Source organism: Bradyrhizobium sp. SUTN9-2, assembly GCF_003122645.1.
In the GTDB taxonomy this organism is placed as follows: Bacteria; Pseudomonadota; Alphaproteobacteria; order Rhizobiales; family Xanthobacteraceae; genus Bradyrhizobium; species Bradyrhizobium yuanmingense.
The window spans coordinates 6486169-6512959 of record NZ_LAXE01000001.1 but is presented as its reverse complement, the minus strand read 5'-3'; the positions used below and the strand labels follow the sequence as shown (position 1 = coordinate 6512959).

Genomic DNA, 26791 nt, shown 5'->3' with positions numbered 1-26791 from the left:
GCATTTGTGACGGTTTCGTCAAGCCGATATCGCCGCGCACGGCCCGCCCGAAATATTTTATCCTGAAGATGTCGTTTGGCGCGCCGCCCGTTCGACTGGTTGTCGGCAACACAGCCGAACACAGGAGTGAAGCAATGCAATATCTGCTGATGATCTATCAGAACGAGGTCGAGTACGCGAAGATCGACGCGGCGACCAGCCAGAAGATCCTGGCCGACTATCAATCCTTCACGCAAGACATCATCCAGAACGGCAATTTCAAGGCCGGCGACCGCTTGCAGCCGACCACGACCGCGACAACGGTGCGCGTGCGCGACGGAAAGACGCTGACGACCGATGGTCCGTTCGCGGAAACGCGCGAGCAGCTCGGCGGCTATTACCTGATCGAAGCCAAGGATCTCAACGCCGCCATCGAGATCGCGGCGCGGATTCCGAGCGCACGCATCGGCTCGATCGAGGTGCGGCCGATCTGGGTCTATGAGAAGTGACGGCTCTCTCACCTTCGTCATTCCGGGATGCGCCGCAAGGCGCAGGCCCGGAATCCATATCCCCGAATCGTGGTTATGGATTCCGGGCTCGCGGCTTTGCCGCGCCCCGGAATGACGAGAGGGGGGTGATCGCGTGACATGACCCCTGGCGAGATCGACAAAATCTTCCGCGACGAGGCGGGGCGGGCGCTAGCCACGCTGATCCGTCTCGTCGGCGATTTCGATCTCGCCGAGGACGCGCTGCAGGATGCGTTCGCGGTCGCGCTGGAACGCTGGGCGTGTGAGGTCCCCGACAATCCGCGCGCCTGGCTCGTCAACGTCGCCAAGCACAAGGCGATCGATCGCATCCGCCGTCAGGCTGTCTTCCGCGGCAAGCAGCAGGCGCTGGTGCACGAGCTCGAGCTCAACGCGCTGGGCCCGGACGAGCCGACAGCAACGCTCGACGATGACATGCTGCGGCTGATCTTCACCTGCTGCCATCCCGCATTCGCGCCCGAGGTGCAGGTCGCGCTGACGCTGCGCACCGTGTGCGGACTGTCGACAATGCAGGTGGCGCGCGCCTTCCTCGTCGGCGAGGAGGCGATGGCGCAACGGCTCGTCCGCGCCAAGCAGAAGATCAGGCTTGCCGGAATCCCCTATGAGGTGCCGGAACGCGAGATGCTGGCGCCGCGGCTCGATGGCGTGCTCGCCGTGATCTATCTCGTCTTCACCGAAGGCTATGTCGCAACCGAGGGCGCGGACTTGATGCGGCCTGATCTGGCGAGCGAAGCCATCCGGCTTGGCCGCCTGCTGAACCGGCTGATGCCCGACCGCGCCGGCATCAAGGGCCTGCTGGCCCTGATGCTGCTGCACGACGCGCGCCGCGCCGGGCGACAGACGCCGGCCGGCGACATCGTCCTGCTCGAAGAGCAGGACCGCTCGCTGTGGCACCGCGCGCAGATCGACGAGGGGCTGCGGCTGGTGGAGCACGCGCTGCGCGTGCCGGGCCGGCCACAACCCTATGCGGTGCAGGCCGCGATCGCGGCGCTGCATGCGCGTGCGCCGAGCTTCGAGGAGACCGACTGGCCGCAGATTGCGCGGCTGTACGAGGTGCTGCTGCGCATCAATCCGTCGCCCGTGATCGAGCTCAATCACGCCGCGGCGCTGTCGATGGTCGATGGGCCGGCACGAGCGCTCGATCTCGTCGATGCGATCGCCGCGCGCGGCGGGCTTCGCGGCTATGAGCTGTTGCCCGCCGTGCGCGCGGATCTGTTGCGGCGGCTCGGCAGGATGGAGGAGGCGCGCGAGGCCTATCGTGCAGCGACGGCGGCGACGCAGCTCGAGCCGTTGCGAAGGCTCTATGCGCGAAGGATGAGGGAGATGGGGTAGGAGCCTCACACGCCGTCATTGCGAGCCAACGGGTCCGCGCGAAGCGCGGCCCGATGACAGGCTCCGCGAAGCAATCCAGACTGTCATCGTAGAGACAGTCTGGATTGCTTCGTCGCAAGAGCTCCTCGCAATGACGGCGTGTACGGCTACTCCGTCACTTCGACGCCACCGGCGTTCCTTCCGCCGGCAGGCTCGACAGCAGCGCCTGTAAGGTCGACAGCGTCGAGTGATCGGCGACGCCGTCCAGCCGCGCCGGGCGGAAATGGCGCTGGAAGGCGGTGACGACTTCCATTGTCGCAGCGTCGTACTTGCCGTTCAGGGGCACGCCATAGCCGTACCTTGCGAGCGCCTGCTGCATGCTCAGCACCGCGTCACTGATGGTGCCGAGCATTAGAGTCTCACCGCGCACGATCGGCGCGGGCGTCACCCAGTGGCCGACGCCGGAATTGGCCAGCGAATGCCACGGAAATTTCTCGCCGGGATCCTTCTTGCGGGCGGGCGCGACGTCGGAATGGCCGAGCACCCGGTGCGCCGGCACCTTGCGGCGGAGCATGATGCCGCGGCACAGCGCGATCACGGCGGCAATCTGGCGCAGCGGATACTCCGGATAGCCCCAGTCATGGCCGCGATTGATGATCTCGATTCCGATCGAGCAGGAGTTGACGTCGTCCTCGCCGGCCCAAGAGGAGACGCCGGCGTGCCAGGCACGCTTGGCCTCAGGCACGCATTGCACGATGCGGCCGTCCTCCAGCACGACATAATGCGCCGACACTTCGGTGCCGGCGGTGCACAGGCGCGCCAGCGCGCCCTCGACGTCGGGCATGCCGGTGTAGTGCAGCACGATCATGTCCGGCTGCCGTCCCTTGTTGCGCTCGCCATGGTTCGGGGAGGGGATGATGTCGGAGACGATCGAGGAATCGGGCTCGAAGGTGCGCAGGCCCGCCACGGTCTTGGGAACCGGGAGAACGCGTTGACGCTTCGAATCAGATCCAGCCGTGGACGAACCCGAGGGCATGAGCAGCTCAAACGGACGGAGAGTGGGGCAAGCCCTTCTCTTTACTATTCCTTTACCCTCCATCGCGCGCAATCGCGCGACGCGGTTAACGGATTCATTTTGGCAATGTGTGTGGATGACGCATCACTCCCCTCGTCACCTTTTTCACTTGTCACGAACCGAGCAACGCTTTCTTAACGCTAAGGGCCGTTACTGAGAGATGAAGAGCCGACCCGCGTCCGGAGGCGGCCAAAGCGTATTTTGGCTCGAAATCCCATGGCTGCCCGACAAATTCCGCTGGGAACACTGGGTTTGTGGCCCGGGACGATCGGGCTCGGTAACCATGCTGGACGAGGGCTTTGTCGTGGAACCGCCGCGACGCGCAATGATTCGAGGCGTTATGGGCTTGTTCGGCCTCGATTCCGCTTGGGTATCTCGGCCGGCGGCCGGCAGGCGTCGCGCATGAGTTCGGTTCCGCACATCCCCGTTCTTGGCCGTGAGGCCATCGCGCATCTCGCCCCGCGCGAGGGCGGCGTCTACGTCGATGCCACGTTCGGCGCCGGCGGCTATAGCCGCGCGATCCTGGACGTGCCGGGAACCCGACTGATTGCCATCGATCGCGACCGCACCGCGATTGCCGGCGGCGCCGAACTGGTCGAACGCGCCGCGGGCCGGCTGACGCTGGTCGAGGACCGCTTCTCCAACCTCGCCGAAGTCTGCGCGGGGCAAGGCGTCGATGGCGTCGACGGCGTCGTGATGGATGTCGGGGTGTCCTCGATGCAGCTCGACCAGGCCGGCCGCGGCTTCTCCTTCCGCCTCGACGGTCCGCTCGACATGCGGATGGGGCAGACAGGGCCGACCGCGGCCGAAATCGTCGCGCGCGCCTCGGAAGGCGATCTCGCCGACATCATCTATCTCTTCGGCGAGGAGCGGCATTCGCGTCGCATCGCCCGCGCCATCGTGGCGGACCGGCAGGAAACTCCGTTCACGACCACGCGCGCGCTCGCCGATCTCGTCGGCAGGGTGGTGCGATCGAAGCCCGGCGACATTCACCCGGCGACACGGACGTTCCAGGCGCTGCGCATCTTCGTCAACGAGGAGCTCGAGGAGCTCCAGACCGCGCTCGCTGCGGCCGAGCGCGTGCTCAAGCCCGGCGGCCGCCTCGTCGTCGTCTCGTTCCATTCGCTGGAAGACCGCATCGTCAAGAATTTCCTCGCCGAGCGTTCGAAGACCGGCGGTGGCTCGCGGCATCTGCCGGAAGTCGCGCAGGTTGCGCCGAGCTTCCAGCTGCTGACGCGGCGGCCGGTCGTCGCCGGCGAGGACGAAGTTGCGCACAATCCGCGCGCGCGCTCGGCAAAGCTGCGCGCGGCCGAGCGCAGCTCGGCGCCGGCGCATGAGACTGATGAGGCATCGTCCTGGCCGAAGCTCGCCGACGTGATGAGGGGCGGCTAGCGCATGCGCATCATCCACCTCCTCGTCATCGGGGCGCTGATCTTCGCAGCCGCCCATGTCTACCGGATCAAGATGGACTCCACGGCGCGCACCGAGAAGGTGCTGCGGCTGCGTGCGGAGATCCGCGAGCAGCGCGATGCGATCGCGGCGCTGCGGGCCGAATGGGCTAAGCTCGATGCGCCCCATCGCCTGCAAGGCCTGTCCGACCGGCATCTGCACCTCAAGCCGGTCAACGGCACGCAATATGATTCGCTGAAGAATCTGCCGGAGCGTCCGCCGCGGATGTTCAGGCCGGGCGAGCCCGATCCGATCGGGGCCATGCTCAAGACCATCGAAGCCGCGAGCGATCCCGACACGGTGACGGGCTCCGTGCCTCAGCGCGAGGACAAGCAATGAACCCGGCAACGCCTGCAAAACCCGCCCAAAAGCTGGCCGAAAAGCCGACTGAGCCGTGGCGGCGGCGGCTGATCCGAAGCCTGCTCTACGGGCGCAACGTCGATCGCGCCGCGAAGGCGCGCGCGCGTGTCGGCCTCGCCATGCTCGCCTTCGCTTCGGTCTATGCCCTGATCGGCGGGCGGCTCGTGATGTTCGCGATCGGCGCCGACGCCCACAGCGCGCGCCGCGCCGCAGCGCAGGAGGTGGTTGCGACCGCGCGGCCCGACATCGTCGATCGCAACGGCGCCATCCTTGCGACCGACGTCAAGGCGGCGAGCCTGTTCGGCGAGCCGCGCCGCATCATCGACAAGGACGAGGCGATCGAGCTCCTCACCGCGACCATTCCCGACCTCGACGAGGCCGAGGTGCGCGAGCGCCTGAGGACACGCAAGGGCTTCGTCTGGCTCAAGCGCGAGGTCACGCCGGCGCAGCAGCAGGCCGTCCACAAGCTCGGCATTCCCGGTATCGGATTCCTGCGCGAGAATAAGCGCGTCTATCCGACCGGCAACGAGGTCGCTCACCTCATCGGTCTCGTCAATATCGACAACCAGGGCATCGCCGGCCTCGAGAAGTGGCTCGACAATCAAGGGCTCGCCGACCTCCACCGCGCCGGCTTTGCCACCGACCGGTTGCAGAAGCCGATCGAGCTCGCGGTCGATCTGCGGGTCGAGCATGCGCTGCGCGACGAGCTGTTGAAGGCCAAGGACAAGTTCCGCGCCAAGGCCGCCTCAGGCATCGTCTCCAACGTCAAGACCGGCGAGATCGTGGCGATGGTCTCGCTGCCGGACTTCGATCCCAACAATCCGAAGGAAGCGCACGACCCCGATCGCATCAACCGCCTCACCACCGGCGTCTACGAGATGGGCTCGACCTTCAAGGCGTTTACGCTGGCGATGGGGCTCGATTCCGGCAAGATCAATCTGAACTCGATGTGGGACGCGCGCGGAAACCTGCATTACGGCAAGTTCACGATCCACGACAGCCATCCGGTCGGGCGCTTCATCAACACCAAGGAAGTGTTCACCTATTCCTCCAACATCGGGGCGGCACGGATTGCGCTCAACCAGGGTGTCGAGGCGCACAAGGCGTTCCTCGCCAAGCTGGGCCAGACGACGCGGCTGCGCACCGAATTGCCGGAGAGCGCGGCGCCGCTGCTGCCGCGGCGCTGGAGCGAGCTGAACACGGTCACCGCCGCGTTCGGCCAGGGCCTGTCGGTGGCACCGCTGCAGGCGGTGATGGGCATCAACGCGCTGGTGAACGGCGGCCATCTGATTCCGCCGACATTCCTGAAGCGCAGCGAATCCGAAGCCATGGCGATGGCCAAGCGCGTCATCAAGCCGGAGACCAGCGACAAGATGCGGTTCCTGATGCGGCTCAATGCCGAAGTCGGTTCGGCGAGAAAGGCGGACGTCAAGGGCTACTACGTCGGCGGCAAGACCGGCACGTCCGAGAAGGTCGTCAACGGCCGCTACGCCAAGAAGCGCGTGCTCAATTCCTTCACCGCCATCCTGCCCTGCGATGATCCCAAATATCACGTCCTGATCATGCTGGACGAGCCGCAGGCACTGCCCGAAACGCACGGTTTCATCACCTCGGGCTGGAACGCGGTGCCGACCGGCGGCAAGGTGATCGAGCGGATCGCGCCGCTTCTGGGGGTCGAGCCGCGGTTCGAGCTGCCGCCTGCGGAGCGCCTTATTCTTGCAGCATCCAGGACAACCCAGTAATCAACCGGGTGGGCCATCGCCGCTGCTGAGTCGGGATTTTCCCCGGAGGATTCGGCTTTCCGGCACGGCATGTCGACTGGAACACCATGAAGCTGCGCGACCTCTTGGGTCAGGATGTCAAGGGCAATGATGCCGCGATCGAGCCCGCCGCTGCGGCGCTCGAGGTGAGCGGCCTTGCGCTCGACAGCCGCGTGGTCAAGCCGGGCAATCTCTTCTTCGCGCTCGCAGGCAGCAAGACCGACGGCGCCCGCTTCGTCGATGCCGCGATTGCGGCGGGCGCGGTGGCCGTCGTCGGCGACCACGCACCGGCCGCCTGCAAGGTGCCGTTCATCGCTGTCGCCAATCCACGCCGCGCGTTGGCACTTGCCGCGGCCAGATTTTTCCCGGCACAGCCCGCGACGATTGCCGCGGTGACCGGAACCAGCGGCAAGACCTCGGTCGCCGCGTTCACGCGCCAGATCTGGGAGCGGCTTGGGCACGCCTCCGCCAGCATCGGCACCATCGGTCTCGTATCGCAAAAGCGCACGGTCTATGGCTCGCTGACCACGCCGGATCCGATCGCGCTGCACCGGCAGCTCGACGAGATCGCGCGCGAGGGCGTCACGCATCTCGCCTTCGAGGCGTCCTCGCACGGGCTCGACCAATATCGCCTCGACGGCGTGCGCGTCTCGGCCGGCGGCTTCACCAATCTCTCGCGCGACCACATGGATTACCATCCGACCGTTGCGCATTACCTCGCGGCTAAGCTCCGCCTGTTCCGCGAGCTGGTGCCGCCTGATGGCGCGGCGGTGATCTCGGCCGATCATGATTGCTCGGCGGAGGCGATCGATGCGGCGACATCGCGCGGCCTGCGCGTCATGGCGGTGGGCCGCAACGGCGATGGCGCCGGCGAGGGCATTCGCGTCACGGAGGCCGTGGTCGAAGGCTTCTCGCAAAAGCTCACGGTCGAACATCGCGGCAGGGCTTACGCGATCCGGCTGCCGCTGGTCGGCGAATTCCAGATCGAGAATGCGCTGGTGTCGGCCGGCCTGGCCATCGGCACGGGCAGCGATGCTGAAAACGTGTTTGCGAGCCTCGAACATCTCGAAGGCGCCAAGGGCCGGCTCGAGCGCGTCGGCGAACGCAACGGGGCGCCGATCTTCGTCGATTACGCGCACAAGCCCGATGCGCTCGCGAAGGCGCTGCAGGCGCTGCGGCCTTATGCGAAGCGCAAGCTGGTCGTCGTATTCGGCGCCGGCGGCGACCGCGATGCCGGCAAGCGTCCAATCATGGGCGAGATCGCGGCGGCGAACGCCGACGCCGTCATCGTCACCGACGACAATCCGCGCAGCGAGAAGCCGGAAGCGATCCGCGCCGCGATCCTCGCTGCCGCAAAGGGCGCCCGCGAGATCGGCGATCGCGCCGAAGCGATCCGTGCCGCGATCGAGGACTTGCAGGAGGGCGATGCGCTGCTCATCGCCGGCAAGGGCCACGAGACCGGGCAGATCGTCGGCGGCGAGGTTCTGCCTTTCAGTGATCACGAGGCGGTCGCCGCCGCACTAGCGTCGAGGGTTGCATGAGCGGGCCAATATGGACGGTTGCCGAGGTCGCGCGCGCGCTTGGTGTTACGAGATCTTTCCCGGACACGGCAATAGACTTCGTCACCCAGGACAGTCGGCTGGTGAAGCCGGGCAGCCTGTTCGTTGCGCTGAGCGGCACGCCGAGCGGCGGCTTCATCTCGGCTTTCGCCAGCGCGCGCGACGGCTGGGAGTTCGCCGACAAGGCGGAAGCCGCAGGCGCAGTGGCGATGATCGTGCCGCACGAGATCGCGGGCATCCGCATCCCCCAGATCGTGGTCAAGGACACGCTGATCGACGGCCTCTGGGGCCTCGCGCGCGCCGCACGCGCGCGCTTCAACGGCCCGGTGATCGGGCTTACCGGCAGCGCCGGCAAGACCAGCACCAAGGAATTCATCGCCGCCTATCCGAACGCCTATGCGAGCCCCTCGAGCTTCAACAATTTCTGGGGCGTGCCGCTGACGCTGTGCAATGCCAGGCGGGACGCCAGCCTCTGGGTCGTCGAGATGGGCATGAACCAGAAGGGCGAGATCGCCCGTCTCAGCGAGCTCACGCAGCCAACCGTCGCGCTCGTCGTCAACGTCCAGCCGGTGCATCTGGAAAAGCTCGGCTCGCTCGAAGCCATCCGGCGCGAGAAGGTATCGATCGCGCTCGGACTGCCCGAGAACGGCGTGCTGGTGCTGCCCGCCGGAATCAAGGCTTCCGAGTGGAAGGGCAAGGTCGTGCGCTTCGGCGGCGAGCATGCCGAGGTGCACGAGGTCGCGCACGCGCCGCACGGCGAGAGCTGGCAGGTCGTGGCCGCGATCGGCAGGAAGGAGATCGCCTTCAGCCTCACCCCTGGCGCGCCGCACCGGGTGCACAATGCGCTGGCAGCGCTCGCCTCAGTTCATGCCGCGCATCTCGACGTCGCGACGCTCGCGGTCAAGCTCGACCGCGTCGGCATCATGACCGGCCGCGGCGTCGAGCAGGCGGTCGGCGACATCACCGTGATCGACGACAGCTTCAACGGCAATCCGGCCAGCGTGGCCGCGGCGCTGCAAAGCCTGCAGGCGCGCAACATGAGCGGCGGCCGCCGCATCGCGATTCTCGGCGACATGCTCGAGCTCGGCGCGGACGCAACGAGCTATCACACCGGCCTTGCCAGCCACCTCGACGGCATCGACGGCATCTATTGCGTCGGGCCGCTGATGCGCCACCTGTTCGACGCATTGCCCTCGGGCAAGGGTCTTGGCTGGCACGACGATCCCGCCACGCTGAAGCCGGACGAGGTCGCAAAGCTGCTGAAGGCAGGCGACGTCGTGGTTGTCAAGGGCAGCAAGAAGATGTTCTGGGTCAACAAGTTTGTGCCGGGGCTGGTGGCCGCCTTGCAGGCAAAGGCGTAAACTGCTTGGAAGACGCCGTTCCCGAATCCCACCCTTTGCGGCGGAAGCCGTCCGTTTCCCGAAACGCGCGGCCCATGACGAAGACCAGCGAATGCGCGTGAAGCACCTGGACGTGCAAAGGCGCCATAGGACCGTCTGAATGTTTTACTGGCTGATCGAGCTTTCCAACACATTTCCGGGCTTCGGTGCCTTTCGCACCTTCCTGAACGTCTTCCGCTACATCACCTTCCGCACCGGTGGCGCCATCGTGACCGGCGCGCTGTTCGTGTTCCTGTTCGGCCCCTGGATCATCGATCACTTGCGCATCCGTCAGGGCAAGGGCCAGCCGATCCGCACCGACGGTCCGCAATCGCATCTTTCCAAGAAGGGCACGCCCACCATGGGCGGGCTGATGATCCTGTCCGGGCTCACGGTCGGCACCGTGCTGTGGGCCAATCCGCTCAACCCCTATGTCTGGATCGTGCTGGCGGTGACGCTCGGCTTCGGCTTCGTCGGCTTCTATGACGATTACCTCAAGGTGACCAAGCAGACCACGACCGGGTTCGGCGGCAAGCTGCGCCTCCTGATCGAAGCCGTGATTGCGCTGGTCGCCTGCTATGCGCTGGTGCGGCTCAACCGCGATCCCGCCTCCACCGCGCTGACGATTCCCTTCCTGAAGGATACCGTGCTGCATTTTGGCTGGTTCTTCGTCGTCTTCGGCGCCTTCGTCATCGTCGGCGCCGGCAATGCGGTGAACCTCACCGACGGCCTCGACGGCCTCGCCATCGTGCCGGTGATGATCGCCACCGCGAGCTTCGCGATGATCGCCTATCTCACCGGCAACTTGGTGTTCGCCGACTACCTCCAGATCAAATATGTCGCAGGCACCGGCGAGCTCGCGGTGCTCTGCGGCGCGTTGCTCGGCGCCGGCCTCGGCTTCCTCTGGTTCAACGCGCCGCCGGCCTCGATCTTCATGGGCGACACCGGCTCGCTCGCGCTCGGCGGCATGCTCGGCGCGATCGCGGTCGCGGTGAAGCACGAGATCGTGCTCGCGGTGATCGGCGGATTGTTCGTGCTCGAGGCGGTTTCGGTCATCGTGCAGGTCGTGTCCTTCAAGCTCACGGGCAAGCGCGTGTTCGCGATGGCGCCGATCCACCATCACTTCGAGCAGAAGGGCTGGACCGAGCCGCAGATCGTGATCCGATTCTGGATCATCTCGGTGATGCTGGCGCTCGCCGGCCTCTCGACGCTGAAGCTGCGGTGACCGATCGATGATCCCCGTCACGTCCTTCGCCGGCAAGACGGTCGCGGTGTTCGGCCTCGGCGGCTCGGGGCTCACCTCCTGCCATGCGTTGAAGGCCGGCGGCGCCGACGTGATAGCCGCCGACGACAATGCCGAGAACGTCGCCAAGGCCGCGCAGGCCGGCTTCATCACCGCGGACTTGCGCAACGTCTCCTGGGCGAAGTTCGCCGCGTTGGTGCTCGCGCCCGGCGTGCCGCTCACCCATCCGGTGCCGCACTGGAGCGTCTTGAAGGCGCGCGAGGCAGGGGTGGAGGTGATCGGCGACATCGAGCTGTTCTGCCGTGAGCGGCGCCGCCATGCGCCGGACGCGCCGTTCGTCGCCATCACCGGCACCAACGGCAAGTCGACCACGACGGCGCTGATTGCGCATCTGACCAAGGTCGCCGGCTACGACACCCAGATGGGCGGCAATATCGGCACCGCGATCCTGTCGCTGGAGCCGCCGCGCATGGGCCGCGTCCACGTCATCGAGATGTCGTCCTACCAGATCGACCTTACGCCCTCGCTCGATCCCTCCGTCGGCATCCTGCTCAACGTCAGTGAGGACCATATCGATCGCCACGGCACGATCGAGCATTACGCCGCGGTGAAGGAGCGCCTCGTGGCCGGCGTGCAAGGCGGCGGCACCTCGATCGTCGGCGTCGATGACGGCTATTGCCGCGATATTGCCGACCGGCTCGACCGCGCCGGCAAGAACGTCGTGCGCATCTCGGTCAAGAATCCGCTCGCGTCGGGCATTTACGTCGAGCACGGCACCATCGTGCGCGCCGCGGGCGGCGCCCGCAGCGAGGTCGCCGCGCTCGGTGGCATCGGCTCGCTGCGCGGCCAGCACAACGCGCAAAACGCGGCCTGCGCGGCTGCTGCCGCGCTCGCGATGGGCATCAGCCAGGACGTGCTGCAGAACGGCCTGCGCAGCTTTCCGGGGCTGGCGCATCGCATGGAGCAGGTCGGGCGCCGCGGCAACGTGTTGTTCGTCAACGATTCCAAGGGCACCAACGCGGACGCCACCGCCCATGCGCTGTCGTCCTTCGCCGACATCTTCTGGATTGCCGGCGGCAAGCCGAAGGCCGGCGGCATTACGAGCCTGACCGGGTTCTTCCCGCGCATCCGCAAAGCCTATCTGATCGGCGAAGCCGCGCAGGAGTTTTCGGGCACGCTGGGCACACAGGTCGGGCACGAGATCAGCCAGACCCTGGACGTTGCGGTCGAACACGCGGCCCGCGATGCGGAAGCCTCTGGCCTCACCGATGCCGTCGTGCTGCTGTCGCCCGCCTGCGCCTCCTTCGACCAGTACCGCAACTTCGAGATCCGCGGCACCAAGTTCCGCGAGCTGGTGCAAGCGCTGCCGGGTGTGGAGCCGGTGGTGTGAGGACACCGACACCAACGATTGAATGACATAATGACTCTGGTAGGCGCCTGGCTTGTAGACGAGACCGATGAACTGGCGCTAGCCCGCCTGGGAAATGTCCTGCTCGAGTTCGATGAGAGCGGTGGGCTGCGCTACACAATTCGTGAGCACGACAAGCGACAAATCATCAATCTTCGATATCGGGTGGAGGGCTCGACGATTGTCACCGACCAGCCCTCAGCTCCACAAGTTGAACGAACCCAGTTCTCATTCGCCGAGGATGGCGTTCTCACTCTGGCGTTTGGCGGCATACCCTATCGATTCGTCAGGGCTCCCGGTTCGTAGCCCGGCACCAACGCTTCGCTCAAAAGTTACCCGTCCCTTTAACCTCCCGGTAACCAACCTCGGCGACCAATGAACGGACCTCTGTCCGAAAGCGGCCGCCCATGCTCTCCCGTGAAGAACGCACCCCCTTTTCCGAGTGGTGGTGGACCGTCGACAAGCCGCTGATGGGCGCCATCCTGGGGCTGATGCTGACCGGGGTGATCCTGTCGCTGGCGGCGAGCCCGCCGGTTGCGACCCGCATCGGGCTCGATGCCTTCCATTTCTTCAGCCGCCACGTGCTGTTCCTGGTGCCGTCCTGCATCGTGCTGCTCGGGGTGTCCTTCCTGTCGCCGCGCGCGATCCGCCGCTCGGCGCTGATCATCTTCGCGGCGAGCATCGTCCTGATCGTGCTCACGCTCGCCTTCGGCCCGGAGGTGAAGGGCTCGCGCCGCTGGATCACGCTGCTCGGCGTCAACATCCAGGCCTCCGAGATCGCAAAGCCGTCCTTCGTCGTGATCGCGGCCTGGCTGTTCGCGGAATCGACGAGGCGCCCCGAGATGCCGGCGACCTCGATGGCGGTGGTGCTGCTGCTGATGCTGGTCGCGCTATTGGTGATGGAGCCGGATTTCGGCCAGACCATGCTGGTCCTGATGGTGTGGGGCTCGCTGTTCTTCATCGCGGGCATGCGGATGATCTGGGTGTTCGGCCTCGCAGGTCTCGGCGCGGCCGGCCTGTTCAGCGCCTATCTGTTCGTTCCGCACGTCGCGGGGCGCATCAAGCGCTTCATGAACCCGGCCTCCGGCGACACCTTCCAGGTCGATACCGCCATGGAGGCTTTCTACAACGGCGGCTGGTTCGGGCTCGGACCGGGCGAGGGCATCGCCAAGCGCAGCCTGCCGGACAGCCACACCGACTTCGTCTTCGCGGTCGCGGGCGAAGAGTTCGGCATCATCCTGTGCCTTGCGATGCTGGCGCTGTTCGCCTTCGTCGTCATGCGCACGCTGTCGCGCGCCTATGCCAACGAGGACATGTTCTCGCGCTTTGCAGCCTCCGGGCTCGCGATCCTGTTCGGCGTGCAGGCGGCGATCAACATGTCGGTGAACCTGCAGCTCATCCCCGCCAAGGGCATGACGCTGCCCTTCATCTCCTATGGCGGCTCCTCGATGGTCTCGCTCGCCTATGGCATAGGCATGATGCTGGCGCTGACGCGGCTGCGCCCGCGCACCGAGGTCGAGGCGAGCGGCCACGCCGAGGCGATGCGCAGTTACGCGTGAGCCGTCATTTGCGAGGAGCGAAGCGACGAAGCAATCCAGGCTGTCTCCGCGGAGGTGGTCTGGATTACTTCGCTTCGCTCGCAATGACGAGAAAGACCCTGTAAAACTCCCTCATTATGGACACGTCCCCCCTGATTCTTCTCGCCGCGGGCGGCACCGGCGGCCATCTGTTCCCGGCCGAGGCGCTCGGCGTCGAATTGATCCGGCGCGGCTATCGCGTCCGCCTCGTCACCGACGAGCGCGCGCTGCGCTATAGCGGGCTATTCAGCAAGGACATGATCGACGTCGTCAGAAGCGAGACCGCGCGCGGCCGCAATCCGCTTCAGCTGGCCTATGCCGGCCTCACGCTTGCCGCCGGCACGCTGTCGGCCTACGCGCTGATCAAGCGGTTGAAGCCCGTCGCCGTCGTCGGCTTCGGCGGCTATCCGACGCTGCCGCCGCTGGTCGCGGCGAAATTCGCTGGCGTTCCCGGCATGATCCACGACGCCAATGCGGTGCTCGGCCGCGCCAACCGGTTCCTGTCGCGCCGCGTGCGCGCCATCGCGACGTCCTTGCCCGGCGTGCTCGATCGCGATCCGGCGCTGGCAGGCAAGACCACGACCGTCGGCACGCCGATGCGTCCGGCGATCCTCGCGGCCGCCGCGGTGAAATATGCCGCGCCCGAGCCGAACGGTCCGCTGCGTCTGCTCGTCGTCGGCGGAAGCCAGGGCGCGCGCATCATGGCCGACATCGTGCCGGGCGCGATCGAAAGACTCGAGCCTGCGCTGTGGAGCCGTCTCGTCCTCACCCAGCAGGTGCGCGAAGAGGACATGAGCCGCGTGCGCGCCGTCTACGACAAGCTCAAGATCAAGGCCGAGCTCGCGCCGTTCTTCACGGATCTGCCGGCGCGGCTCGCCTCCAATCATCTCGTGGTATCGCGCTCCGGTGCGGGGACCGTGGCCGAGCTCGCCGCGATCGGCCGGCCCTCCATCCTGGTGCCGTTGCCGGGCTCGATCGACCAGGACCAGTTCGCCAATGCCGGCGTGCTGGTCAAGGTCGACGGCGCGATCCGCATCCCGCAGACCGAGTTCAGCTCCGACCGGCTGGCATCCGAAATTTCCGGCTTCGCCGCCGAGCCGGCACGGCTTGCCGCCATGGCGGCGGCGGCGAAGGGGGCGGGGCGGCTCGATGCGGCCGAGCGGCTGGCGGATCTCGTGGTCAAGGTCGCGGGAATCTGACGCCTGTTCCGGCCCGAATGGCCAAAAAAGTCACTTGTCATGCCCCGCGAAAGCGGGGCATCCAATATCCGACGCAGTTGATTTGAATCTCTGGCGTCGCGGAGTACTGGATCGTCCGCCTTCGCGGACGATGACCCCAAGGAAACCAAATGAGACTGCCGCGCGAGATCGGACCCATCCACTTCGTCGGGATCGGCGGGATCGGCATGAGCGGGATTGCCGAGGTGCTGGTCAATCTCGGCTATGCCGTCCAGGGCTCGGACGCCTCCGACAATTACAATCTCGACCGGCTGCGCAAGAAGGGCGCGAAAGTCTCGGTCGGCCACAAGGCCGAGAATATCGACGGCGCCGAGGTCGTGGTCGTGTCTTCCGCGATCAAGCGCGACAATCCGGAACTGATGGCGGCGCGCGAGAGGCGCATTCCCGTGGTGCGCCGCGCCGAGATGCTGGCCGAGCTGATGCGGTTGAAGAGCTGCGTCGCCATCGCCGGCACCCACGGCAAGACCACCACGACGACGATGGTCGCCACGCTGCTCGACGCCGGCGGGCTCGATCCGACCGTGATCAACGGCGGCATCATCAACGCCTACGGCTCCAACGCGCGGCTTGGCGCCGGCGACTGGATGGTGGTCGAGGCCGACGAGAGCGACGGCACGTTCCTGAAGCTGCCGACCGATGTCGCGATCGTCACCAATGTCGACCCCGAGCATCTCGATCACTTCAAGACCTTCGAGGCGGTGCAGGACGCGTTTCGTCACTTCGTCGAGAACCTGCCGTTCTACGGCTTTGCCGTGATGTGCATCGATCATCCCGTCGTGCAGAGCCTCGTCGGCAAGATCGAGGACCGCCGCATCATCACTTATGGCGAGAATCCGCAGGCCGATGCGCGGCTGGTCGATCTCACCGCCGGCGGCGGCGGCTCGAAGTTCAAGGTCGTGATCCGCGACCGCAAGAACGGCACCACGCACGAGATCGCCGATCTCGCGCTGCCGATGCCGGGCCGGCACAATGCCTCGAATGCGACGGCGGCGATCGCGGTCGCGCACGAGTTCGGCGTGTCGGACGAGGCGATCCGCAAGGCGCTGGCCGGCTTCGGCGGCGTCAAGCGCCGCTTCACCAAGACCGGCGAGTGGAACGGCGTCACCGTGATCGATGATTACGGCCATCACCCCGTGGAGATCGCAGCCGTGCTGAAGGCCGCGCGCGATTCTTACACCGGCAAGGTGATCGCGGTGGTGCAGCCGCATCGCTACACCCGCCTGCAATCGCTGTTCGAGGAGTTCTGCACCTGCTTCAACGATGCCGATGCGGTCGTCGTCGCCGACGTCTATGCCGCCGGCGAAGCGCCGATCGAAGGCATCGACCGCGATCATTTCGTCGCCGGCCTGCGCGCCCACGGCCATCGCGAGGTGATCCCGCTGCCCAATGCCGGCGAACTAGCCAAAATCGTCCATGGCATCGCCAAGAGCGGCGATCTCGTTGTATGTCTCGGCGCCGGCAACATCACGCAATGGGCGTATGCGCTGCCGGACCAGCTGAAGGCGCTGGGGTAAGGGCGGTGGGTTTCCCCGACATCACGCCCGCTCTCAAAGCCGCGATGCCGGATCTGCGCGGGCGGCTGCTGGCGAGCCAGTCGCTGGCCGAGTTCACCTGGTTTCGCGTCGGCGGTCCGGCGCAGGTGCTGTTCACGCCGGCGGACGAGGACGATCTCGCTTACTTCCTTGCCCATCTTGCGCCCGACATCCCGGTCTACGTTATCGGCGTCGGCTCCAACCTCATAGTGCGCGACGGCGGCGTTGCCGGCGTCGTCATTCGTCTCGCGCCGCGCGCCTTCGGCGAGGCGACTGCGAGCGGCGACATCGTCACCGCGGGCACGGCTGCGCTCGACAAGCGCGTGGCCGAAGTTGCGGCCTCCGCCAATATCAGTGGGCTCGAATTCTATTTCGGCATTCCCGGCACGATCGGCGGTGCGCTGCGCATGAATGCCGGCGCCAATGGCGGCGAGACCAAGGACGTGCTGATCGAGGCGAGGGGCGTCGGGCGCGACGGCACCAAGCACGTCTTCTCCAACGCCGACATGAAGTTCGTCTACCGCTCCAGCGGCGTCGATCCCTCCATCATCTTCACCTCCGCGCGCTTTCGCGGCGAGATCAGGGACGCGGAGGCGATCCGCGCGCGCATGGCGGAGGTGCAGAGCCATCGCGAGACCGCGCAGCCGATCCGCGAGAAAACCGGCGGCTCGACCTTCAAGAATCCGCCCGGCCATTCCGCCTGGAAGCTGATCGACGCCGCCGGCTGCCGCGGCCTGCGCGTCGGCGGCGCGCAGGTCTCGGAGATGCATTGCAACTTCCTGATCAACACCGGCGAGGCCACCGCGCACGACATCGAGACGCTGGGCGAGACGGTACGTGCACGCGTGAAGGCGAATTCCGGAATCGAGCTACACTGGGAAATCAAGCGGATCGGGGTTTCATGATCACCGTCGTTCCGGAGCGCGACGAAGTCGCGAGCTATGGTGCGCAATTGCGCACCCGAGTATCCATACTCACGATCGTGGTTATGGATTCCGGGCCTGCGCCTTTCGGCGCATCCCGGAATGACGATACACATGGGTGACAGAAACATGCGCATCACCATCCTCTTCGGCGGCTCCAACCGCGAGCGTCTCGTCTCGGTTGCCACAGCCCAGGCGCTGCATCAGGCGCTGCCCGAGGCTGACCTCTGGTGGTGGGACGTCGAGGACAAGGTGCACGTCGTGCAGTCGAAGCAGCTGCTCGAGCATGCCCGCCCGTTCGAGGACGAATTCAAGCCGGGCACGCGCGGCGTCCCGCTCGCGCAGGCGCTCGACCGGGCCAAGGCTGAGGATCGCGTGCTGGTGCTCGGCCTGCACGGCGGGCGTGCCGAGAACGGCGAATTGCAGGTGATGTGCGAGGCGCGCGGCGTGCCCTTCACCGGCTCGGGCTCGGCGTCGTCGCATCTGGCCTTCGACAAGATCGCAGCCAAGCGCTTCGCCGCGCTCGGCGGCGTGACGCCGCCGGAAAATCTTGCGCTCGATGATATCGACGAGGCTTTCGCCGAGTATGGAAGGCTGATCGCAAAGCCCGCGCGCGACGGGTCGAGCTACGGCCTGATCTTCGTCAATGCCAAGCAGGACCTCGTCGCTGTCCGCAACGCAGCGAAGCATGAAGAGTACGTCATCGAGCCCTACATCGCCGGCGTGGAGGCGACCTGCGGCGTGCTGGAGCGCACCGACGGCTCGATCATCTCGCTGCCGCCGATCGAGATCATTCCGGGCGAGGGCAATTTCGACTACGCGGCGAAATATCTTCTGAAGTCGACCGAGGAGATCTGCCCCGGCCGCTTCGCACCCGAGATCACCGCCGCGCTCCAGGCGCAGGCGATGCTGGCCCATCGCGCAATGTCCTGCACCGGCTATTCCCGCTCTGACTTCATCGTCTCGGACAAGGGCCTCGTCTATCTCGAGACCAACACGCTGCCCGGGCTGACCAAGTCCTCGCTCTACCCCAAGGCGCTGAAAGCCGAAGGCATCGAATTCGTCGACTTCCTGCGCGGCCTGGTCGAGCTCGCCTGCCAGCGCGTGCGGAAATAGTCAGGACTGGTTAACGGCCGGACCGGCGAAACGGGCCGGTTTGGTGGCCAAAACCGGTAAAATGCCGGACATCGCGGCGCAAATGCCAGATATTGCGAGGCAAAATGCGCAGGTCGTTAACGAATTTTACCTTTTGTTTACCAGGACGTCCGAAGGTTAACGCTGGCGGCGCATATGGCGCTTTGGCTGCCGGCGCGTGAGCTGTCGCGGGTGATGTCACCCCCAGCGAACGCTTTGAAGGGGAGAGGTTTTCTTCTGCTGAAGACCAGCACCCGGCCCGGCAGGTCCGAGACGTCATGTTCGCCAGGATCCGCGCGATGTCGCGGGCAAACTGTTGACGAGCTCGTGCAATGGATGGTGCAGGACGCCTCACCCGGTCGCTTTTGAGATCGCTGAGGCCCCAAGCTGACCTGAAGGCGGCCGCTATCGGAGCGGTCGTACTTCTGCGCGAGTGGGTGCAGGTCAAGCGCGAAGCGGCGCGCGCTGCCGCCAGGGACAAGGCCAAAGCCAAAGCCCAGGCCAATGCCGCCGTCGAACGCGAGCCGCCGCCGCGCCTGGTCGCGCTGGTCGAGCGCTATCTGCCGCGCCGGGTCGGCCTCAGCATGACCGTGCTGCTGTTGATCGGCAGCTGCGGCTTCGGCATCGTCATGGGCGGCCACCTCCAGGATTTCGTCACCGCGGTCAGCGATGCCCGCAATGCGCTGGCCAATTCCGCCGGCTTCCGCATCACCTCCGTCGTCATCAACGGCCGCAAGCAGCTGACCCAGGACGAGATCCTCGCGATCGGCGGCGTCAGCGGCCGCTCCTCGCTGCTGTTCCTCGATGCCGAGGCGGTGCGCGACAAGCTCAAGGCCAATCCCTGGATCGCGGATGCGACCGTGCTGAAGCTCTATCCGGGCCAGCTCATGATCGAGCTCACCGAGCGCAAGGCGTTCGCGCTGTGGCAGGAGGCCGGCCGGCTCTCCGTCATCGCCGACGACGGCGCCGTGCTCGAGCCCTATGTCTCGCGCCGCTTCCTGTCGCTGCCGCTCGTGGTCGGCAAGGGCGCCGAGACCCAGGCCCGCGATTTCCTGGCGCTGCTGGCGCGCTACCCGCAGGTCCATTCGGTGACCAAGGCCGCAATCTACGTCGGCGAGCGGCGCTGGAACCTGCGGCTCAAGGACGGTCTCGACATTCGCCTGCCCGAGCAGGACGTCGGCAACGCGCTTGCGATGCTGTCGAAGCTCGACAAGGAGGACAGGCTGTTCTCGCGCGATATCGTCGCCGTCGACATGCGCCTGCCGGACCGGCTGGTGGTGCAGCTCTCCGAGGACGCCGCCAAGGCGCGCGAGGAGCTGTTCAAGGACAAAAAGAAAAAGAAGGCCGGGGATTCCGCATGACCGGTCTCGATCGCACCCAGACGCCGAAGACGCGCCCGATGCCGCACAAGCGCGGCGGCATCGTCGCCTGCCTCGACATCGGCACCAGCAAGATCGCCTGCATGATCGCGCGGCTGAAGCCGTCGCCGCCGAGCGATGCGCTGCGCGGCCGCACACATGCGGTGGAATTGATCGGCTACAGCCAGATCCAGGCGCGCGGCATGAAGGCCGGCGCGGTGATCGATCTCGGCGAATGCGAGCAGGCGGTGCGCCAGGCCGTCGGGCTCGCGGAGAAGATGGCCAAGGTGCGGGTCGAGTCCGTGCTGTTGTCGGTCTCCGGCGGCCGGCTCGCCGGCCAGCTGGTCGAGGCTGCCGCCGACATTCGTGGCGGCGCCGTGACGCCGGCCGACGTCAGTCGCGTCACCTCCACCGGCATGCGCCACGCCACCGGCGAAGGCCGGACCGTGCTGCACGCCCTGCCGGTCGGCTACACGCTCGATGGTGTCAAAGGAATCCGCGATCCCCGCGGCATGGTCGCGCACCAGTTCGGCGTCGACATGAACGTCGTCACCTGCGACGCCACCGTGGCGCGGAACCTGATGCTGGCGGTGGAGCGCTGCCACATCAATGTCGAAGCCATGGCAGCGAGCCCCTATGTGGCCGGACTCTCGGTGCTGACCGACGACGAGGCCGATCTCGGCGCCGCTGTCGTCGAGATGGGCGCCGGCACCACCACGATTGCCGTTTATTCGGGCGGCCGCTTCGTGCATGCGGCGGGTTTTGCGGTCGGCGGGCAACACATCACGATGGATCTTGCGCGCGGACTCTCGGCGACCATTGCCGATGCCGAGCGAATCAAGACCTTATACGGTACCGTCATCACCGGCGGATCGGACTCGCGTGAGCTGATGTCTGTGCCGACAGCCGGTGACGAGCAGGATCTGCCGCAGATCGTCTCCCGCGCCACCATCGCGAACATCGTCAAGCACCGTGCCGAGGAAGTCTTCGAAATGGTTCGGGACAAGCTGAAGGATTCGCCCTTCGCCGCAGAGCCGAACGGCCGCGTCGTGCTCTCGGGCGGGGCCTCGCAGCTGACCGGCCTCGTCGATCTTGGCACCCGGATTCTCGGCCGGCCCGTGCGGGTCGGTCGTCCGCTCGGTTTCGGCCGGCTTCCCAACGAGGCGAAGAACGCCGCGTTCGCGGTGCCGGCCGGACTTCTGGTCTACCCGCAATATGTTCACCTCGAACATGTCGAACCGCGGCATACGCGGCAGCAGATCAAGACAGGGACCGGCGGATATTTCGGAAAGGTCGGACGATGGCTACGCGAGGGCTTCTGATGACCGCTTTCCGCAATCTTCGATTTTCACCAACTCCCGCGGCCACCGGCCGGGGCGAACCCACGCGCGCGTGATCGAGAGGCAACCATGACCATCAGCATCAATGTTCCTGATATTCACGAACTGAAGCCCCGGATCACCGTGTTCGGCGTCGGCGGCGCCGGCGGCAACGCCGTCAACAACATGATCACGGCGGGCCTGCAGGGCGTCGACTTCGTGGTCGCCAACACCGACGCGCAGGCGCTGACGATGTCGAAAGCGCAGCGCATCGTGCAGATGGGCACGGCCGTCACGCAAGGCCTCGGCGCCGGCTCGCAGCCGAACGTCGGCGCCGCGGCAGCGGAAGAGGTGATCGACGAGCTGCGCGACCATCTCTCGGGCGCCAACATGGTGTTCGTCACCGCAGGCATGGGCGGCGGCACCGGCACGGGTGCAGCTCCCGTCATCGCCAAGACCGCGCGCGACATGGGCATCCTCACCGTCGGCGTGGTGACCAAGCCGTTCCACTTCGAGGGCCAGCGCCGCATGCGCACGGCCGAAGCCGGCATCTCCGAGCTGCACAAGGTCGTGGATACGCTCCTGATCATCCCGAACCAGAACCTGTTCCGGGTCGCCAACGAGAAGACCACCTTCGCCGACGCCTTCGCGATGGCCGACCAGGTGCTCTATTCGGGCGTCGCCTGCATCACCGACCTGATGGTCAAGGAAGGCCTGATCAACCTCGACTTCGCCGACGTCCGCGCCGTCATGCGCGAGATGGGCAAGGCGATGATGGGCACCGGCGAAGCCTCCGGCGACAAGCGCGCGCTGACCGCCGCGGAAGCCGCGATCGCCAACCCGCTGATCGACGACTCGTCGATGAAGGGCGCCAAGGGCCTCCTCATCTCCATCACCGGCGGCAAGGACCTCACTTTGTTCGAGGTCGACGAAGCCGCGACCCGCATCCGCGAGGAAGTCGACCAGGACGCCAACATCATCGTCGGCGCCACCTTCGACGAAGCGCTCGACGGTCTGATCCGCGTCTCGGTGGTCGCCACCGGCATCGAGCAGGCCGCGATCGCCCGCAACAGCCAGGCCACCTCTGCGCCCGTCGCCAACCCGGCACCGCAGATGCAGCAGGCTGCCGCCCCGGCCGCCGCCGCCGAGAGCCGTCTCGCCGACCTGACCGCCCGGCTGCGTGCCGACAATCAGCGTCTGGCCGAGCGCGCTCAGAAGCTGGAAGCCCAGACCCCGGCCGCCGCGCCGGCTCCGGCTGCCGCCGCGCCCCGTCCGAACGTCGAGCGTGCTGCGCTCGCCGCGATCGCCGCTGCCGTTTCCGAGGTGCCGCAGCCGCCCGCGCCACAGACCTATGGCGACGTCACCGTGCGCCCGATCGCGCAGAAGCCGACCCTGTTCCCGGAGGCCGACATGGCCCCGGTCGCGGTGCAGGAGCCGATGACGCCTGATACCTTCATCCCGCCGCAGGCCGAGCGTCCGGCCCGCGCGCCGCGCATGCCGCGAATCGAGGAGCTGCCGATGCCGGCGCAAGCCGAGATTCGGCAGGCCCGCGGCGAGGCTGAGGAGGAGACCCCGCAGAAGACCCGCCTGTCGCTGCTGCAGCGCCTCGCCAATGTCGGCCTCGGCCGTCGCGACGAGGAAAGCGAGCCACCGGTCGCGGCCCGCACCGCCGGTCCCGCCATGCCGCCGCTGCCCGAACGCCGGCCGCAGAAGACCGTGGCGCAGCAGATCGCGTCCAACGAGCCGGTATCGGAGTATGCCCGCCGTCCCGCGCCGCAGGGTCTGGATGTCCATGGCCGCCCCGCGCCTGTTGCGCCGGCGCCACAGGGTGACGACCATCTTGATATCCCGGCCTTCCTGCGGCGGCAGGCGACCTGAGGATTGTTACAATAAGGCAGACGAAAAAAGGTCCCGGCGAGGAGCTCGCCGGGACCTTTCGTTTTGTCCCGGGCATGTCCGGATTGAGCAGCCAAACAACTGATTTTAAATGATTAATTACGGCTTCGGTGGTTCAGTAGAACTGCCGATAGCGGTCCCGAAACCCGGCGCAATTTGGTTAAGCCTTGGCGCGAATACGGCAGGTTTGGGGTAACAATCGGTAAAAAAGCGTGAGTTGGCGCTGTTTGAGGCTGCAACTATGGTTTGCCGTGACTTGGGGATACGGAGATTCGGTAGCGTCGGCTCTGGCCGGCCAAGCAGGTCTCGTATAAGTCGCAGTGGGTCTTAGTGGGGCGGTTCCTGATGAAGTTTAGCCGGCAAACAACGCTTCGTGCGCAAGCCTCTGTGGCAGGCGTGGGCGTTCATTCCGGTCTTCCCGTCACTCTCACGCTTGGGCCTGCGCCTGTCGACGCGGGTTTTATTTTTGTCCGGACCGGACTTGAGGGAAGTGACCGCGAAGTTCAGGCCACCGCCGAGCAAGTGATTGCGACTGACTTTGCCACGGTCCTCGGCGACCGCAACGGTCCGCTGGTGTCCACTGCCGAGCATGTGCTTGCTGCACTGCGGGGAATGGGTGTCGACAACGCCACCATCGAGATCGACGGTCCCGAAGTCCCGATCATGGACGGCAGCGCCGCCGCCTTCATCGCGGCAATCGACCAGGCCGGCATCGTCACCCAGCCGGCGCAGCGCCGTTTCATCCAGGTTCTGAAGCCGATCTCGGTCAAGATCGGCGACTCCTTCGGCGAGGTCAGGCCCCACACCAACGGGTTCCGCGTCGAGGTCGAGATCGATTTCACCAATCCCGTCATCGGCCAGCAGGCTTACGCCTTCGACCTCAATCCGGAAGGTTTCCGCCGTGAAGTCGGCCGGGCCCGGACCTTCGGCCTGATGTGCGACGTCGCGCGGCTCTGGAGCGCCGGCTATGCCCTCGGCGCCTCCTTCGACAACACCGTCGTATTCGACGACGAGCGGCTGCTCAACACCGAGGGCCTGCGCTACGCCGATGAATGCGCCCGTCACAAGGTGCTGGACGTGATCGGCGACCTTTCGCTGGCCGGCCTGCCGCTGCTTGGCGCCTACCGCTCGGTGCGTGGCGGTCATAAGCTCAACCACGCCGTCTTGACGGCGCTGCTCGCCGACCGGACCGCCTGGCGGGTGGTCGAGGGCGAGGCTGCCCGCCGCACCACGCGTGCCGTGGGCGAGGTCGGTCGTGGCATCGTCGGCGGCCGGGTCGCTGCGGCCTTCGGACCGGATGTGTCCTGACGCGGCCTGTCGCCTTCGGAACGTGGTTGGCGGCCCCGGGAAACTCCTGATAACCATGATCGGCTAGCATTGCGGCAGGTTCGCCTTAATCCGGGCGAAATGCCTCCCTATCCGGTTCGTTAACGATCGTTTTCGGATACATCGGCGTGGTCGCGTGGCAGGCACCACGGTTACATTTCGCGCCCATGAGGGGTTCGTGGGCTGGCGGACACCGCATCATAGGGCGTCAGGGCTTAAACTCATGTCGGCACAGCGTATGACGCGCGGATTTTTTTCGGTCTCGTCGCGAGCCCGGGGGCTGATTCAGGCCGTCACCTTCATCGTTCTTGCGCTGCCGCTCGCCGGATGCGGCACGGGCGCGCTCTGGGACAAGTTCACCGCCAAGGATGACACCTTCGTCGAGGAGCCCGCCGACAAGATCTACAATGAGGGCCTGTACCTCATGAACGAGAAGAAGGACATGAAGGCGGCGAACAAGAAGTTCGAAGAGGTCGACCGCCAGCATCCTTATTCCGACTGGGCCCGCAAGTCGCTGCTGATGTCGGCCTATGCGTCCTATCAGGGCGGCGATTATGACGGTTGCATCGGTGCCGCCACCCGCTACGTCACGCTGCATCCCGGCAGCCCGGATGCGGCCTATGCGCAATACCTGATCGCCGCCTCCCATTACGACCAGATCCCGGACATCAGCCGCGACCAGACCCGCACCGAAAAGGCGATCGCCGCACTGGAAGAGGTGGTGCGCAAATATCCGAACTCGGAATATGCGACCTCGGCCAAGGCCAAGATCGAGGGCGCGCGCGACCAGCTCGCCGGCAAGGAAATGAATGTCGGCCGCTACTACGCCCAGAAGCGCGACTACACGGCCGCCATCAATCGTTACAAGACCGTCGTGACGCAGTACCAGACCACTCGCCATGTCGAGGAGGCGCTGTTCCGGCTCACCGAGGCCTATATGGCGATCGGCATCGTTGGCGAAGCGCAGACCGCGGCGGCGGTGCTTGGGCACAATTTTCCTGACAGCCGCTGGTACAAGGACGCCTATAATCTTGTAAAATCCGGCGGTCTCGAGCCGAGCGAGAATCAGGGGTCCTGGATCAGCCGGACCTTCAAGAAGATGGGTCTCGGCTAGGAAATTTGGTTCCATGCTGGCGCGTCTGTCGATCCGTGACATCGTCCTGATCGAACGGCTCGATATCGAATTCGCCTCCGGCCTCGCGGTTTTGACCGGCGAGACCGGTGCGGGCAAATCCATCCTGCTCGATGCCTTTGCGCTGGCGCTCGGCGGCCGCGGCGACGCCGGCCTCGTGCGTCACGGCGCGGAGCAGGGGCAGGTCACGGCCGTGTTCGATGTCCCGAAGAATCACCCTGCGACGAAGATACTGGCCGAGAATGGCCTCGACGACACCGGCGAGATGATTCTCCGGCGCGTGCAGCTCGCCGACGGGCGCACCCGCGCCTTCATCAACGACCAATCGATCAGCGTGCAGACGCTGAAGGCGGTCGGCACCGCCCTGGTCGAGATCCACGGCCAGCACGACGAGCGCGCGCTGGTCGATGCCGCCACCCACCGCCGCCTGCTCGACGCTTTTGCCGGCCTGGAGAAGGACGTCGCGGCCGTCGAAGCGCTCTGGGATGCGCGCCGCACCGCCAACACCGCGCTGGAGGAGCATCGCGCCGCCATGGAGCGCGCGGCGCGCGAGGCCGATTATCTGCGCCACGCCTCCGACGAGCTGAAGCAGCTCGCGCCCAAAGATGGCGAGGAAACCGCACTGGCCTCCCGCCGCACCACCATGATGCAGGGCGAGAAGATCGCCTCCGACCTGCGCGAGGCGCAGGAGGCGGTCGGCGGCAATCATTCGCCGGTTGCCGCGCTCTCGGCGGCGGTGCGCCGGCTGGAGCGCCGCGGCGTCAACTCGCCGGCGCTGGTCGAGCCCGCGGTAAAGGCAATCGACGCGGCGATCAACGCGCTGGAGGAGGCCGATCAGCATCTCCAGGCGGCGCTGGCCGCAACTGATTTCGATCCGGCCGAGCTCGAGCGCATCGAGGAACGGCTTTTTGCTTTGCGTGCGGCGTCTCGCAAATATTCGACCCCGGTTGACGGCCTCGCCGCGCTGGCCGCCAAATACGCCGCCGACGTCGTCCTGATCGATGCCGGCGCCTCGCGCTTGAAGAAGCTGGAGCAGGCCGCGATCGAGGCGGACAGCCGCTATGCGGCGGCCGCCAAGAAGCTGTCGCTGGCGCGGCAGAAGTCGGCCGAGAAGCTCAACAAGGCGGTCAATGCCGAGCTTGCCCCGCTCAAGCTCGAACGCGCGAGGTTCATGACCCAGGTTGAGACCGACGAGGCTGCGCCCGGGCCGCAAGGTTTCGATCGCGTCGAGTTCTGGGTGCAGACCAATCCGGGCACCAGACCGGGGCCCTTGATGAAGGTCGCCTCC

22 protein-coding genes are annotated in these 26791 nt (G+C 66.2%); 21 read left to right on the top strand and 1 reads right to left on the bottom strand.

The window, feature by feature from the left end:
- Positions 1-134: 134 nt before the first annotated feature.
- On the top strand, positions 135-488 hold the full coding sequence (locus XF30_RS30160) for a YciI family protein (RefSeq protein ID WP_158284423.1): 354 nt from the start codon (positions 135-137) through the stop codon (positions 486-488).
- A gap of 138 nt (positions 489-626) precedes the next feature.
- Complete coding sequence (locus XF30_RS30155; RefSeq protein ID WP_109144679.1) at positions 627-1856, top strand: RNA polymerase sigma factor; 1230 nt, start codon at positions 627-629, stop codon at positions 1854-1856.
- A 154-nt stretch (positions 1857-2010) separates the two neighbouring features.
- On the opposite strand, the gene XF30_RS30150 is transcribed toward XF30_RS30155, so the two are convergent.
- Positions 2011-2793 (bottom strand): N-acetylmuramoyl-L-alanine amidase, encoded by a 783-nt coding sequence (locus tag XF30_RS30150; protein WP_036028390.1) that lies wholly within the window; start codon positions 2791-2793, stop codon positions 2011-2013.
- A 519-nt stretch (positions 2794-3312) separates the two neighbouring features.
- On the opposite strand from XF30_RS30150, the gene rsmH reads away from it, so the two are divergent.
- From rsmH to XF30_RS30055, 19 genes are all read left to right on the top strand, one after another.
- Entirely contained in the window at positions 3313-4302 is a 990-nt protein-coding gene (gene rsmH / locus XF30_RS30145) for a 16S rRNA (cytosine(1402)-N(4))-methyltransferase RsmH (protein WP_192893287.1), read from the top strand.
- A 3-nt stretch (positions 4303-4305) separates the two neighbouring features.
- Positions 4306-4698, top strand: a complete 393-nt coding sequence (gene ftsL, locus XF30_RS30140) for a cell division protein FtsL (protein ID WP_109144677.1) — start codon at positions 4306-4308, stop codon at positions 4696-4698.
- Complete coding sequence (locus XF30_RS30135) at positions 4695-6461, top strand: peptidoglycan D,D-transpeptidase FtsI family protein (protein ID WP_109144676.1); 1767 nt, start codon at positions 4695-4697, stop codon at positions 6459-6461. Before ftsL ends, XF30_RS30135 begins: the two co-directional genes overlap by 4 nt.
- Positions 6462-6547: 86 nt before the next feature.
- Positions 6548-8020: a UDP-N-acetylmuramoyl-L-alanyl-D-glutamate--2,6-diaminopimelate ligase gene (locus XF30_RS30130; protein WP_109144675.1), complete on the top strand. Its 1473-nt coding sequence runs from the start codon at positions 6548-6550 to the stop codon at positions 8018-8020.
- Entirely contained in the window at positions 8017-9399 is a 1383-nt protein-coding gene (locus XF30_RS30125) for a UDP-N-acetylmuramoyl-tripeptide--D-alanyl-D-alanine ligase (protein WP_109144674.1), read from the top strand. The genes XF30_RS30130 and XF30_RS30125 overlap by 4 nt, the downstream gene beginning before the upstream one ends.
- 139 nt (positions 9400-9538) lie before the next feature.
- Positions 9539-10642 carry a phospho-N-acetylmuramoyl-pentapeptide-transferase gene (gene mraY, locus XF30_RS30120; protein WP_036003524.1) on the top strand — a complete coding sequence of 368 codons (1104 nt, stop codon included), beginning with the start codon at positions 9539-9541 and terminating at the stop codon, positions 10640-10642.
- 7 nt (positions 10643-10649) lie between these two features.
- Complete coding sequence (gene murD / locus XF30_RS30115; protein WP_057026926.1) at positions 10650-12050, top strand: UDP-N-acetylmuramoyl-L-alanine--D-glutamate ligase; 1401 nt, start codon at positions 10650-10652, stop codon at positions 12048-12050.
- Positions 12051-12080: 30 nt separating this feature from the next.
- Positions 12081-12374, top strand: coding sequence for a hypothetical protein (locus XF30_RS30110; protein ID WP_036003531.1), 294 nt, complete (start codon positions 12081-12083; stop codon positions 12372-12374).
- Positions 12375-12475: 101 nt separating this feature from the next.
- The gene (gene ftsW, locus XF30_RS30105; RefSeq protein WP_036003534.1) at positions 12476-13627 is read left to right on the top strand and encodes a putative lipid II flippase FtsW; all 1152 of its coding nucleotides are present in this window, start codon (positions 12476-12478) and stop codon (positions 13625-13627) included.
- Between the two features lie 116 nt (positions 13628-13743).
- On the top strand, positions 13744-14844 hold the full coding sequence (gene murG / locus XF30_RS30100; RefSeq protein ID WP_109144673.1) for an undecaprenyldiphospho-muramoylpentapeptide beta-N-acetylglucosaminyltransferase: 1101 nt from the start codon (positions 13744-13746) through the stop codon (positions 14842-14844).
- 149 nt (positions 14845-14993) lie between these two features.
- Entirely contained in the window at positions 14994-16397 is a 1404-nt protein-coding gene (murC, locus tag XF30_RS30095) for a UDP-N-acetylmuramate--L-alanine ligase (RefSeq protein ID WP_109144672.1), read from the top strand.
- 5 nt (positions 16398-16402) lie between these two features.
- Positions 16403-17320, top strand: a complete 918-nt coding sequence (gene murB, locus XF30_RS30090) for a UDP-N-acetylmuramate dehydrogenase (RefSeq protein WP_109144671.1) — start codon at positions 16403-16405, stop codon at positions 17318-17320.
- Positions 17321-17467: 147 nt separating this feature from the next.
- Positions 17468-18454 (top strand): D-alanine--D-alanine ligase family protein, encoded by a 987-nt coding sequence (locus tag XF30_RS30085; RefSeq protein ID WP_109144670.1) that lies wholly within the window; start codon positions 17468-17470, stop codon positions 18452-18454.
- 350 nt (positions 18455-18804) lie between these two features.
- Entirely contained in the window at positions 18805-19833 is a 1029-nt protein-coding gene (locus tag XF30_RS30080; RefSeq protein ID WP_109144669.1) for a cell division protein FtsQ/DivIB, read from the top strand.
- Entirely contained in the window at positions 19830-21152 is a 1323-nt protein-coding gene (ftsA, locus tag XF30_RS30075; protein WP_036003557.1) for a cell division protein FtsA, read from the top strand. Before XF30_RS30080 ends, ftsA begins: the two co-directional genes overlap by 4 nt.
- Positions 21153-21239: 87 nt before the next feature.
- Entirely contained in the window at positions 21240-23027 is a 1788-nt protein-coding gene (ftsZ, locus tag XF30_RS30070) for a cell division protein FtsZ (protein WP_074447532.1), read from the top strand.
- 363 nt (positions 23028-23390) lie between these two features.
- Complete coding sequence (lpxC, locus tag XF30_RS30065) at positions 23391-24353, top strand: UDP-3-O-acyl-N-acetylglucosamine deacetylase (protein WP_109144668.1); 963 nt, start codon at positions 23391-23393, stop codon at positions 24351-24353.
- A gap of 241 nt (positions 24354-24594) precedes the next feature.
- Positions 24595-25485 carry an outer membrane protein assembly factor BamD gene (locus XF30_RS30060; protein WP_036003576.1) on the top strand — a complete coding sequence of 297 codons (891 nt, stop codon included), beginning with the start codon at positions 24595-24597 and terminating at the stop codon, positions 25483-25485.
- A 13-nt stretch (positions 25486-25498) separates the two neighbouring features.
- The coding region (locus tag XF30_RS30055) for a DNA repair protein RecN (protein WP_109144667.1) at positions 25499-26791 on the top strand (1293 nt) is incomplete at its 3' end.

Excerpts from the sequence above, each read along its gene's own strand:
- XF30_RS30160 (WP_158284423.1), top strand. The coding sequence starts at position 135 with ATGCAATATCTGCTGATGATCTATCAGAACGAGGTCGAGTACGCGAAG.
- XF30_RS30155 (WP_109144679.1), top strand. The coding sequence starts at position 627 with ATGACCCCTGGCGAGATCGACAAAATCTTCCGCGACGAGGCGGGGCGG.
- rsmH (WP_192893287.1), top strand. The coding sequence starts at position 3,313 with ATGAGTTCGGTTCCGCACATCCCCGTTCTTGGCCGTGAGGCCATCGCG.
- ftsL (WP_109144677.1), top strand. The coding sequence starts at position 4,306 with ATGCGCATCATCCACCTCCTCGTCATCGGGGCGCTGATCTTCGCAGCC.
- XF30_RS30135 (WP_109144676.1), top strand. The coding sequence starts at position 4,695 with ATGAACCCGGCAACGCCTGCAAAACCCGCCCAAAAGCTGGCCGAAAAG.
- XF30_RS30130 (WP_109144675.1), top strand. The coding sequence starts at position 6,548 with ATGAAGCTGCGCGACCTCTTGGGTCAGGATGTCAAGGGCAATGATGCC.
- XF30_RS30125 (WP_109144674.1), top strand. The coding sequence starts at position 8,017 with ATGAGCGGGCCAATATGGACGGTTGCCGAGGTCGCGCGCGCGCTTGGT.
- mraY (WP_036003524.1), top strand. The coding sequence starts at position 9,539 with ATGTTTTACTGGCTGATCGAGCTTTCCAACACATTTCCGGGCTTCGGT.
- murD (WP_057026926.1), top strand. The coding sequence starts at position 10,650 with ATGATCCCCGTCACGTCCTTCGCCGGCAAGACGGTCGCGGTGTTCGGC.
- XF30_RS30110 (WP_036003531.1), top strand. The coding sequence starts at position 12,081 with ATGACTCTGGTAGGCGCCTGGCTTGTAGACGAGACCGATGAACTGGCG.
- ftsW (WP_036003534.1), top strand. The coding sequence starts at position 12,476 with ATGCTCTCCCGTGAAGAACGCACCCCCTTTTCCGAGTGGTGGTGGACC.
- murG (WP_109144673.1), top strand. The coding sequence starts at position 13,744 with ATGGACACGTCCCCCCTGATTCTTCTCGCCGCGGGCGGCACCGGCGGC.
- murC (WP_109144672.1), top strand. The coding sequence starts at position 14,994 with ATGAGACTGCCGCGCGAGATCGGACCCATCCACTTCGTCGGGATCGGC.
- XF30_RS30085 (WP_109144670.1), top strand. The coding sequence starts at position 17,468 with ATGCGCATCACCATCCTCTTCGGCGGCTCCAACCGCGAGCGTCTCGTC.
- XF30_RS30080 (WP_109144669.1), top strand. The coding sequence starts at position 18,805 with ATGGATGGTGCAGGACGCCTCACCCGGTCGCTTTTGAGATCGCTGAGG.
- ftsA (WP_036003557.1), top strand. The coding sequence starts at position 19,830 with ATGACCGGTCTCGATCGCACCCAGACGCCGAAGACGCGCCCGATGCCG.
- ftsZ (WP_074447532.1), top strand. The coding sequence starts at position 21,240 with ATGACCATCAGCATCAATGTTCCTGATATTCACGAACTGAAGCCCCGG.
- lpxC (WP_109144668.1), top strand. The coding sequence starts at position 23,391 with ATGAAGTTTAGCCGGCAAACAACGCTTCGTGCGCAAGCCTCTGTGGCA.
- XF30_RS30060 (WP_036003576.1), top strand. The coding sequence starts at position 24,595 with ATGTCGGCACAGCGTATGACGCGCGGATTTTTTTCGGTCTCGTCGCGA.